This window comes from Limosilactobacillus gastricus DSM 16045, assembly GCF_001434365.1.
GTDB lineage: Bacteria > Bacillota > Bacilli > Lactobacillales > Lactobacillaceae > Limosilactobacillus > Limosilactobacillus gastricus.
Genome location: NZ_AZFN01000016.1, coordinates 37,401 through 48,132, shown reverse-complemented (window position 1 = coordinate 48,132; position 10,732 = coordinate 37,401). Strand labels below are relative to the sequence as shown.

General features: G+C 44.4%; 10 protein-coding genes. 2 read left to right on the top strand and 8 right to left on the bottom strand.

What is annotated here, in order from left to right:
* Window positions 1–41 precede the first annotated feature (41 nt).
* The 7 genes from FC60_RS06415 to FC60_RS06385 all read right to left on the bottom strand — a co-directional run bounded on the left by FC60_RS06415 (window position 42) and on the right by FC60_RS06385 (window position 7,579).
* Complete coding sequence (locus tag FC60_RS06415) at window positions 42–506, bottom strand: YbaK/EbsC family protein (RefSeq protein ID WP_056937611.1); 465 nt, start codon at window positions 504–506, stop codon at window positions 42–44.
* Window positions 507–566: 60 nt separating this feature from the next.
* Window positions 567–1,889 carry an FAD-dependent oxidoreductase gene (locus FC60_RS06410; protein WP_056937610.1) on the bottom strand — a complete coding sequence of 441 codons (1,323 nt, stop codon included), beginning with the start codon at window positions 1,887–1,889 and terminating at the stop codon, window positions 567–569.
* Window positions 1,890–2,008: 119 nt separating this feature from the next.
* Window positions 2,009–2,683, bottom strand: coding sequence for an ABC transporter ATP-binding protein (locus tag FC60_RS06405; protein ID WP_056937609.1), 675 nt, complete (start codon window positions 2,681–2,683; stop codon window positions 2,009–2,011).
* Between the two features lie 4 nt (window positions 2,684–2,687).
* Window positions 2,688–3,749: an ABC transporter permease gene (locus tag FC60_RS06400; protein ID WP_056937608.1), complete on the bottom strand. Its 1,062-nt coding sequence runs from the start codon at window positions 3,747–3,749 to the stop codon at window positions 2,688–2,690.
* Between the two features lie 126 nt (window positions 3,750–3,875).
* A complete protein-coding gene (locus FC60_RS06395) occupies window positions 3,876–5,012 on the bottom strand; it encodes a glycerate kinase (protein ID WP_056937607.1) in 1,137 nt (378 codons plus the stop codon).
* Between the two features lie 13 nt (window positions 5,013–5,025).
* Window positions 5,026–6,531 carry a glutamate/gamma-aminobutyrate family transporter YjeM gene (gene yjeM, locus FC60_RS06390; RefSeq protein ID WP_056937606.1) on the bottom strand — a complete coding sequence of 502 codons (1,506 nt, stop codon included), beginning with the start codon at window positions 6,529–6,531 and terminating at the stop codon, window positions 5,026–5,028.
* 16 nt (window positions 6,532–6,547) lie between these two features.
* Window positions 6,548–7,579, bottom strand: coding sequence for a YeiH family protein (locus FC60_RS06385; RefSeq protein WP_056937605.1), 1,032 nt, complete (start codon window positions 7,577–7,579; stop codon window positions 6,548–6,550).
* Between the two features lie 165 nt (window positions 7,580–7,744).
* Between FC60_RS06385 and FC60_RS06380 the strand changes: the two genes are divergently transcribed.
* Window positions 7,745–9,388: a phosphoenolpyruvate carboxykinase (ATP) gene (locus FC60_RS06380; protein ID WP_056937604.1), complete on the top strand. Its 1,644-nt coding sequence runs from the start codon at window positions 7,745–7,747 to the stop codon at window positions 9,386–9,388.
* A 148-nt stretch (window positions 9,389–9,536) separates the two neighbouring features.
* Here FC60_RS06380 and FC60_RS06375 read toward each other — a convergent pair whose 3' ends face one another.
* Window positions 9,537–9,782, bottom strand: a complete 246-nt coding sequence (locus FC60_RS06375) for a cytochrome b5 domain-containing protein (RefSeq protein WP_056937603.1) — start codon at window positions 9,780–9,782, stop codon at window positions 9,537–9,539.
* Window positions 9,783–9,919: 137 nt separating this feature from the next.
* On the opposite strand from FC60_RS06375, the gene FC60_RS06370 reads away from it, so the two are divergent.
* Window positions 9,920–10,729, top strand: coding sequence for a Cof-type HAD-IIB family hydrolase (locus FC60_RS06370; RefSeq protein ID WP_056937602.1), 810 nt, complete (start codon window positions 9,920–9,922; stop codon window positions 10,727–10,729).
* Window positions 10,730–10,732: the final 3 nt, after the last annotated feature.

The following is a 10,732-nucleotide window of genomic DNA, read 5'->3' as shown; positions in this document are numbered from 1 at the left end:
ATCTGTCCAACTTAGGGGGTTCACTTCTGCTTCATCTTTTTTTAGCTCTTACTAACATCAATCCAGGCTTGGTTATGGGCATGCTCTTCTAACTCAGCAATAGTAAGATGCACCGCACTATTACCATCCCCCGCAGCTGGATAAACATCCGTAAATCGTTTTAATGAGGTATCTAAATAGGTTTTAACGCCTGCCTTTACCGCAAAGGGGCAAACGCCCCCGGGAGCATGACCAATATAACTTTCCACTTCATCATACTTAATCATCCGTGGTCGGGTCCCAAATTCTTGTTTGAACTTACGGTTATCAGCTTTCTGATCTCCCGCCATTACCACTAGAATCGGTTCACCATCAACTAAAAATGATAAAGTTTTCGCGATCATGGCCGGTTCACAGCCAATTGCTTGTGCCGCATGTTCCACCGTATCGCTAGCATCGGTTAAGCGCAATACCCGATCCCCTAATCCTTGTCCTTCAAAATAATCACGAACTTGCTCATATGCCATTAATCTTTTCCTCCATTAGCCTTTTGGAATATTCTAATGGATTTCTAATAATCTGACAAATTATTTTAGAAGGTCATTAAAGACTTCGGCCATGGTTGGGTGAGTATAGATCATGTCGCGGAGCACGGTGTATGGCTGATGGGTCTTCATCGCTAAAGCCACAATATTAATAACCTCATGGGATTCGGCAGCATAAATCACTGCCCCCAGGATTTTCTGGGTATCCTGATCAACAATCACCTTGTATAAGCCCCGTGTTTCTTCCGTTACATGGGCCTTGGGAATTCCGGCAGCTGCCTGTTGATAAACCTTTATGTTGTAGCCTTGGGCACGGGCAGCTTGTTCGGTGAGACCTACAGATGATAATGGCGGCGTCAAGAAGGTCGTTGCTGGAACCGCAAAGCGATCCTTGGTCGAACGCGTCTGATCCCCAAAGAGTTGATTATTAATGATTCGAAAATCATCGAGTGAGATATAAGTAAATTGTGGGCCACCATTGACATCCCCAATCGCCCAAACATTTGGGATCGTGGTTTCAAGCCGTTCATTGACTTGAATGGCCCCCTGTGAAGTTAATTGAATGCCCGTATTTTCCAGGCCAAGATCATCAATATTTGGTCGACGTCCGCTCGCTACTAACAAGGCATCCAAGGTTTGGCTTTCTCCATTATCAAAGGTTAGGGTGACCCGATCTGCGGTCGCCTCCACTTGAACTAAATTCGTGTTCATCCGGAAGTGAATTCCAGCGCTAATTAAGTCTTGTTCCACCATTTCCGCCACGTCACGATCATAATGATTAAGTATGTGCTCATGACGATTAATCACCGTTACATCCGTTCCATATTGGTGATACATCGAGGCAAATTCAAGACCAATATGTCCAGCCCCTAATACCGCCATGGTTTGTGGTTGATAGGGTAAGGACAGCGCTTCTTTTGAAGTGATAATCCGCTCACCTAAGGTTAGACCTGGAATATCAGGAATCACAGGTTGGGCACCGGTATCAATAAAGACGCGCTCAGCCTCCACCTGACGATGATCACCATTGCCTAGCTCAATTTCGACTTGATGATCGCCCATAAATCGCGCTTTTCCATCCACTACCTCAACTGTGGGTTCATCGGCGAGCATATGGTAATTTTTATTCCGCAAGCGATCAGTTAAGGCACTTTGATGGACCACTCCCTCCGCAAAAGAGAGGTGCCGTTCACTATTAATGATCATATTCTTGGATGGCAGGCAGCCAACATTAATACAAGTCCCACCATACATTTGACTAGATTGTTCAACTACCATCACCGCTTCACCACGTTGGGCAAGAGTCTTTGCCAGGGTCTTACCACCCTTACCAAAGCCAATTACCAGATTTTTGATCGTTTCCATAAGTACCCTCCTCATATTCATTATTCTTAGAATACCACGTCCCTTTTTCAACACAATTATTTTGCTTACTTTTTTAAAGCAAAAGACGTGCCAGCCCGACACGTCCTAATACTTGGTATTTAATTTTGTTTGGTCATCACCCCATCGGATAAGCGATAAGTCTGATCAGCAAATTCTTCCAGCCGAACATCGTGAGTTACCACCACAATCGCCCGGTTTTGCTTGTGCGCTAAATCAGCTAGCAAGGCCCCAACTTCAGCCACTCGCGGACTATCTAAGGCGGCAGTTGGCTCATCAGCTAAGACAATCTTCGGTTGTGAATACAGGGCCCGGGCAATCGCTACCCGTTGTTTTTGACCCCCAGATAATTGATCGGGATACTTATGCCGTAATTCATAAATCCCCAGATCTTTTAATAATTCATCTAATTGCGCAGGATTCATATTCCCCGTAGCTTTTACCTTATCAGCTAGCTTGAATTGTTCTAGCACCGTTAAATATGGCACCAAATTATAAGCTTGAAGGACAAAGCCGATCTTATTTAGCCGCAAGCGGTCCCGTTGTTTACTGGATAATTGATAAACATCTTGCCCATCAACCAGCACAGTCCCTGAATCAGGGGTTTGTAAGCCTCCGGCAATTGTTAAAAAGGTGGATTTCCCCGATCCAGAAGGGCCTAAAATCAGTACCAACTCGCCGGGATTTGCCGTAAAATTAAGATCTTTTAAGACATGCACTCGAGCCGTATCTTCACCAAAAAATTTGTTAATGTTTGTTAATTCAATTTCTGCCATGATCTTAACCTCCAATTACGGATACTGGGTCCACTTTGGTGACGACCCGAACCGGAATAATTGAACCAAGTAAGGACATTACGACTAATCCTAAGCTGATCGCCCCCATTAAACCCCAGTTAAAGGACATTGGGACGGCCGCCGGCATAAGTAAGGAAGTTCCCCAAACTAACAGCACTGCAATCACTAACCCACTGACTGTCAGTAAGATCGATTGAGCAATCGTGGCATTCACCAAAAACCGTGACGGTACTCCTTGCGCCCGTAAAACGGCGTAATTACTGAGTTTTTGGATGGTGATAATGTACAAGAAAACCGCAATTACAATCAAGGAAATGATCAATAAGAAACCAATCATAAATTCAAAGGTCATGTTCTGAGCGGAATAACCCGGTAGCTTCTCAATCACCTGTTGAATCGGGTAACTCTTTAAGCCGGATTCATTGACTTTAATTGATGATTTCTTTGAAACGACCGCACTCCCGGCAAAAAGATTGCCAGTCCCGCGAATTTGTTGCCAGGTTGAAACCGTTCCATAAATAACGGGCGCAATCTGAAGCATCGAATCCTTAGCGAAACCAACAATTTGATACTTGGTCTGATCCGAACCAAGCTTGATCTGATCACCTAATTTATAGCCATCGTTTTGATAGCTTTCATTTACGACCACTTGGTGGCTATTAGTTGGTTTATGACCACTGGTCAATTTCAAATCATGGTAGATAAATTGGTCTTTATCAATACCGACAAAAGTTGAGGCCACTTGCTTCTTACCACTGGCTTTTGCAATCACCGAATTAATGGCAATGACCGCATTATCCTGATTCTTCGTTAAATTTTTTACCTGTTGTGGCGTCAATGTAGACTGCCGAAGTTCCTTATCAGAAGTTGTCGTCATGACCGCACTTTTCACATTCCAAGTGTCTAGTGCCTGATACTCTTGGTTAGCCAGACCTAAAGCTAGGGCCGCCAAAACGAAGACCAAGTAGCTGATTAACATAATCATGAAAATTACCATGCCATAACGGAGTTTTTCATGTTTCATTTCATGTAAGGCTAAAAACATTATACTTACCTCCTCACGGTGACACCGTGTCACTTTTCGATGATCATTATACACTTCGATGACACCGTGTCAACCTAGTATATATAAAAATCCTTGAACCAACATTTGATTCAAGGATTTTAAACATTATTTAGACTTCAATACTAAGAGCCGCCCAATATTCTCCGCGGTCCGGGAGAGATTAGCTGGACCCTGGGCTAAGACTTGGTCTAGGGATTTAACGCTACTTAGACAGGAAAAGATGGCGGTGAAACCCATATCATATAAAGCAGAAAGATCATCACCGAGGCTCCCACCAATCGCAATTAAGGGTTTGTGGGCTTGCTTGGCCAAGCGAGCGACCCCGGCCGGTACTTTTCCAAATGAGGTTTGCCCATCAATCCGCCCTTCTCCAGTAATGACCATATCAGCTGTTTGAATAGCTTGCGATAAGTTTGTCGCCGCCATCATTAATTCGATTCCAGATTGCAATTGACCGCCTAATACTAAAAGCGCAAAACCAATCCCCCCGGCTGCTCCCGATCCGGCCACCTGACTAAAATCACGACCCACGGTTACATTCATTCGTCGAGCAAAGTTTTTCATCCCTGCTTCTAAAGTCACGACCATTTTGGGAGTCGCCCCCTTTTGTGGACCAAAGACCTTGGCGGCACCATGAGGACCTAAGAGCGGGTTGGTGACGTCACTAGCTAAGATAAGTTCAGCCTGACTTAAACGCGGATCAATCGTTGATAGATCGATGGTGGCAACTTGACTTAATCCTTGCCCACCAGCTGGTACTGGTTGCCCTTGATCATCCAGGCACCGCGCTCCTAAAGCCTGTAAAATCCCAAGTCCACCATCAACACTGGCACTGCCACCCAAACCAATGATGATGCGTTGTACCCCTCGAGCTAAGGCTGCTAAGATTTGTTGACCCGTTCCATAAGAACTGGCTAATAAGGGATCCCGTTGTTGGCGAGGAACTAACGTCAAGTCATCAGCAACGGCCACTTCAATCACCGCTGTTTCCCCATTATCAATTAGTCCATAAGTCCCCTGGATCGTTTGACCAGGCAAGGGCCCAGCGGTCAAAGTTAACACCATTTCCCCTTGATGAGCATGCACCAAGGTAGCCACGGTCCCCTCACCTCCATCGGCTAGAGGAATTAATTGACATTGCGCCGTGGGTAGCGCTCTTAACAAACCAGTTTGAATCGCTTGGGCAGCCACTAAAGCCGTCATACTTTCTTTAAAAGAATCTGGGGCAATCACAAACTTCATCTGACCCTCCTAATTAATCTAAGGTCCCCCGTTTTTCAGCGCGGGTGTAGAAAATCCAAGCGACTGCCCCAAAGAAGACCGGTCCAAAGGCGGTCCAGAAGGAGGTCATGTATTCACCTTCAATAATTGGTTGAATAATCGTAAAGATAATTCCAATGGCGATCACTAGCCAAACAATGATGGTTACCACCCAGGTAAAGGACATCCGCCGATAAAAGACAAAGGGGCGGTCCAAACCTTCTTTCATTTTAAAGAAGGGAAAGGCGCCAATTAAGAACAGGTACGGCGTGGACGAACCGACATTCATCATATCCGTTAAAATCGTATAGAAAGTGCTAGCGGCCGCCCCACCACAAGCAATGAACATAATAATACAAGATACGACTACCACCTGACACCACATGGCAAAAGCCGGCATCCCGTGTTGATTCATGGTTGTAAATCGCTTAGGTAAGAGCCGTTGGTCACAACCTTGGACAAAGGACTTGATTGGTGAATAAGTCATCACAAAAGCCGCTCCAATCCCACCAAAGACGTCGGCAAAGGCAGCGATGTGGGAGAAAATCCGCCCTAGCAATAGTGAATTAGCATGACCCATGCCAAAGCCTTTGCCGATTTCAAGGCCCAAATTATTGATAATGACATACTCAACATTGGCCAGGTTAACATTGGATTTTCCTAAAATTGCATTCCAATTAGTACTGATCCCACATAAGAAAATGACTAAGAAATATAGACAGGCCATCATCCCACAACCAATTAAGACCCCTTTGGGAAAGGTTTTCTCAGGCTGATCAACATTATCAATTACGCCCGCCATGGTTTCCATGCCCCCAAAAGCAAAGATGGCATAAACAAGAAAGGACACCACTGCAATCGGCGAGACAAAATTATGATTGGGGGAATGAATCAAATTGGCTGTCGTAATCGGTTCAGCTAAGGTTCCATGATGCATTATTAAAATAATGGCGCTAATCACCAAAAAAGCAATTGGCATCGCCATGGTAAAGATTCCGGCAAACGAGGTTACCTTAACAATCTTATCAATCCCGTGCGTGGCAATAAAAGTGACGGTTACTAAAAATAAAACTTCTAAAATCCCTAAGGTCAGGTCCGAAGATAAGCCGAAAAGATGCCAACTGGTAGTGACATCTTTACCAAAAATCATGGTTGAAACCGCCACGAGGAAATATTGACTAGAAGAAACTAACCAGACCACCCAAGCGGCTAGCCACAAAAAAGTCCCAATAAAGGCCGGTTTTTCACCAATTGAACCCCGTAGCCAGGAAAAGATTCCTCCACGCGCGGCCTTAAAAGCGGCCCCATATTCAGCAAACATTAACGATGAGGGAACAAAGAATAAGATGGCTGCCACTAAATACCATAAAATGCTGGCATAACCCATTTGATAAAAAGCGGTTAACGAATTGTTCCAACCAAAAATTGACGAAAAAATCATCAAAATTAATCCGCCGAGGGAAATCTTGGTGACGACTGATGACTGTTGTTTTTCTTCCATTTGAATGATCTCTTTTCTACCAAATCCCCATGACGCGTTGCATGAGCAAACTGACTAGTGTAATCCCTACCCAGCAAGTAGCCCCTAAGAACAGGGGCTTACCACCGGTTTTGATTAATTTAACGACATTACTATTCAAACCGACCGCCGTCATGGCCAAAACAATCATAAATTTAGCTAATTCTTTAAGCGGATTAAAAGCCGTGGCGGCAACGCCTAAATGAACACAAATGGTGGTGAAGATCGCGGCTAAAATAAAGTACAAAATAAACATCGGAAAAGCTCGTTTTAAGCTAAAGTGATTCTTCGCTTCCCCGTCAGCTTGCTTAGTATTCATCAAAGCTAAAACTAAGGTGATGGGAATGATCGCTAGGGTTCGGGTTAACTTTACCGTCACGGCCTTATCCAAAGTTTGACTTCCTAAATTCCACATACTATCCCAAGTGGATGCCGCCGCGGTCACCGATGAAGTATCATTGATCGCCGTCCCGGCAAAAATTCCAAAGGCATTCCCACTATTCGTTGCAAACCCTAGAAGATGCCCAAGCACCGGAAATAGAACTGCCGCAATAACATTAAAGAAGAAAATTACTGAAATTGCTTGGGCGACTTCATCATCATCGGCATCAATCACTGGAGCGGTCGCTGCGATGGCCGAGCCACCACAAATTGACGAGCCGACCCCCACGAGGGTCGCAATTTTACTAGGAATCTGCAACCATTTATGCAGCGCCCACGCAATAATTAAAGCGATCCCAATCGTACAAACAATAATGGGCAGTGATTGCCCTCCAGTTTGGATGATCACCCCAAAGTCCATTCCAAATCCCAATAGGATAACCGCCGTTTGTAAGATCACCTTAGAGGTCCAGCCAATCCCAGCAGCCGCATAACCTTTATTGGTCCAAAAAAGGGTGATGATCATCCCAGCAATAATCCCGATCACTGGCCCCCCAATGACTGGAAAAACCTTCCCTAGGAGCCAAGCCGGGATGGCAATAATTAAACAAACCACGATTCCCAATAGATTATTTCGAAAACGTTCCATGAATTACTCCTCTTCGTTCGAATATATGTAAACATTCTTGATCATACTCTTTTCCGGCCCCAACAACAATAGGCGCTTGGTTTTTGCAAATAATTTCACAATTATAGTTGAACCTTGTAACCGCTACCATTACAATAAAACTAACCAAACAGGAGGGTAAAACACATGAGTACTAAACAATCATTTGAGACTAAAGCCATTAATCAGGCCAATCATATTTTTTCACGTACGCGTACCACGATTGAATCTGCCTTTTATCAAAATAATGTCCAACGGATTGATACGCCCGCCGAAGCTTATGAATTAGCCCTTAACAATCCCAATACCATTGTGACTGACCAGCCCATTATTCATACTGAAGAATTGGGCTTACCCGCTAATGCAAAAGTCATCGTCGACAACCATGGTGATATTGTTGGGCGAACAGCGGCGGCGCGCCACCACACTGACAACCCCACTGAAGATGTGGAAAAATTAGATAAGGTCCTCCGCGAAGCGATTTTTGATGGTCGAGACCAAACTTTCTATGCCACTGATGTAGTCGTTGGTTTGGACGAAGATTTTATGGTTAAGGCTCACTTAGCCATTGCTAAAGGATATGAGATTAACCTCTTGTCCTATATGCTTAATTTCCAATGGCTGAATAACGAATACCAAGCGCGCTATGCGAAATCAAAGCAATACGACGAAGGGGATATCTATATCTATGCCAATCCTGATTGGCACAGTGACGAATATCCTAATGGGCTCGTCGTGGTTGATGCCGAACACAATGCCATCGCGGTCCTGGGTCTACGCTACTTTGGGGAATTAAAGAAGGGGACCTTAACTCTCACTTGGGCGATTGCCCATCGTCATGGATACACGGCTAGTCACGGTGGCGAAAAATCATTCCACTTTACCGATCGTGATGATGCAGTCTTTGCCTTTTACGGCTTATCTGGTTCTGGTAAATCAACCCTGACCCACAACAAACATGATGGCAAATTTGACATTACCGTCTTACATGATGATGCCTTTATCATTAGTCGCGAGAATGGAACTTCCATTGCGCTGGAGCCCAGTTATTTTGATAAAACCAATGACTACTTACCAGGAACTCGCGAAACCCAATTCTTCACCACGGTCATGAACTGTGGGGTCACCTTAAATGAAAAAGGTGAAAAGACCCTTGTTACCGAAGATCTCCGTAACGGAAACGGTCGGACCATTAAGTCGCGCTATGCCTCTGTCAACCGAGTTGATAAGGAAACTGCCCCCATCACCTCTATTTTCTGGATCATGAAGGATAACAGTTTGCCACCAGTGGTTAAATTAACGGATCCTATTGCGGCCGCTACCTTTGGGGCTACTCTGGCCACGAAACGGTCTACCGCTGAAAACGTCCTGAATGCCGATCGCAATGCCTTAGTTATTGAACCCTTTGCTAACCCATTCCGGGCCTATCCACTGAAAGACGATTATGCCGACTTTAAGGAGCTCTTTGAAAAGCAACAAGTTGATTGCTACATCATCAATACCGGTGACTTTTACGGTCAAGACATTGATAAGCACACCACCCTGGACATCTTAGAAAAGATCGCCACGGGTCAAGACACCTGGCAACCATTTGGGCCAGCGACTGAAATGAGCTATATGCCATATGAAGGCTACCTACCAGATTTTAATAATGATGAATATCGCAACACGGTTAAAGAACGTTTAAAGACGCGGCTAGCCTGGGTTGAACGTTATAAAGAAACCCACACGACTAACGCGCTCCCTGAAGAAGCTAACCAACTTCTGCAACACTTAATTGATCAATTTTAGAAACGAGTTAAAAATAGAGGGTGAAAGAAACTGAGCTGTTTCTTTCACCCTCATTTTTTGATCACACTCATAATTACGGTCAAAAGGCGCGCCCCACAAGTCTAACCTATGGGACACCTCATTGCTTTTTTCCCAACTTTCTCTATTCTTATTCCTCAACTAATTTACCAACCACTGGCAAATGCATCTTTTCAAACATTTCAGCCCCGTGTGGCGACCGGTTAAATTCCTCGGTAATATCTTTACCAGTTAACAAACCATGGTTTTGGTTCGGTTGCCAGTTAGGAATTCCTGAAGCATCATAAACGGTTCCTTCATAAGCGAAGTATGGTTGATGACCATCTTGCCCATCATATTGAGCTAATTGAGCCAAAGTAAATGTTTTTTCCGTCATTGGTATCGACCTCCTTAGTGTACCTAAATTATACTCTAACAAATGACATCGTGTCACTCGATTTGTCGGTTTGAAATTCCAGTCCGGATTTCCTAAAATATAAGAGTATTTATCGCGGATAATTGAAAGGAGTTCATATGACTTTACCATTTGCTGCTGTCGCTTTTGACATGGACGGGACCTTTTTAACTGACGACAAGACTTTTGATCACCAATTATTCAATGAGGTTGCTAGTCAGCTTCGCGCCCAGGATGTCCAACTAATCGTTGCTAGTGGTAATTCTTTAGAATGCCTCTTGAACTATTTCACGCCGGAAGAACAAGCGGAGCTCACCTTTTTATCCGAAAATGGGGCCCACGTCGTTAATCAAGCCGGTGATTTATTAATTAGTCAAACCCTTGATCCAGTCATTGCTCAAGCAGTGATTGCATATCTAGTGAATGATCTTCATTGTTATCCGAGCTTGGCGGGGACGAAATACGGTTACCTCCCCGCCCAAGAGTCACCAGCTAATCTGGAACGAATGAAATTTTACTTCCCGAAGTACCAAGTCATTGACGATTATGACCACCTTCCTGAGGATCGTTATTATCAAATGTCATTTTTGATCGACGAACAAACCGAAACCCGGATCAACGATTTAATTCAGCGCTTTGGCGACCAGGTCAGCATCACGCCCAGTGGTAATGGCTCCGTTGACATTACGGTCCCTGGTATTGATAAGGCTTGGGCTTTAAACCACCTTCTCGACCAATGGCAGTTAAGTTCAGATCAACTCGCCGCTTTTGGTGATGGGGATAACGATTTAGGCATGTTGAAGTTAGCTAAGTATAGTTATGCCATGCAAAACGGTAATGCCAATGTCAAAGCTGTTGCTAACTACCAAACTAAAACTGATAACAATCACAATGGGGTCTTGCAAAGCTTAGCCGATTATTTAGGATAAGCA

Excerpts from the sequence above, each read along its gene's own strand:
- FC60_RS06400 (WP_056937608.1), bottom strand. The coding sequence starts at position 3,749 with ATGTTTTTAGCCTTACATGAAATGAAACATGAAAAACTCCGTTATGGC.
- FC60_RS06380 (WP_056937604.1), top strand. The coding sequence starts at position 7,745 with ATGAGTACTAAACAATCATTTGAGACTAAAGCCATTAATCAGGCCAAT.
- yjeM (WP_056937606.1), bottom strand. The coding sequence starts at position 6,531 with ATGGAAGAAAAACAACAGTCATCAGTCGTCACCAAGATTTCCCTCGGC.
- FC60_RS06415 (WP_056937611.1), bottom strand. The coding sequence starts at position 506 with ATGGCATATGAGCAAGTTCGTGATTATTTTGAAGGACAAGGATTAGGG.
- FC60_RS06395 (WP_056937607.1), bottom strand. The coding sequence starts at position 5,012 with ATGAAGTTTGTGATTGCCCCAGATTCTTTTAAAGAAAGTATGACGGCT.
- FC60_RS06375 (WP_056937603.1), bottom strand. The coding sequence starts at position 9,782 with ATGACGGAAAAAACATTTACTTTGGCTCAATTAGCTCAATATGATGGG.
- FC60_RS06405 (WP_056937609.1), bottom strand. The coding sequence starts at position 2,683 with ATGGCAGAAATTGAATTAACAAACATTAACAAATTTTTTGGTGAAGAT.
- FC60_RS06410 (WP_056937610.1), bottom strand. The coding sequence starts at position 1,889 with ATGGAAACGATCAAAAATCTGGTAATTGGCTTTGGTAAGGGTGGTAAG.
- FC60_RS06370 (WP_056937602.1), top strand. The coding sequence starts at position 9,920 with ATGACTTTACCATTTGCTGCTGTCGCTTTTGACATGGACGGGACCTTT.
- FC60_RS06385 (WP_056937605.1), bottom strand. The coding sequence starts at position 7,579 with ATGGAACGTTTTCGAAATAATCTATTGGGAATCGTGGTTTGTTTAATT.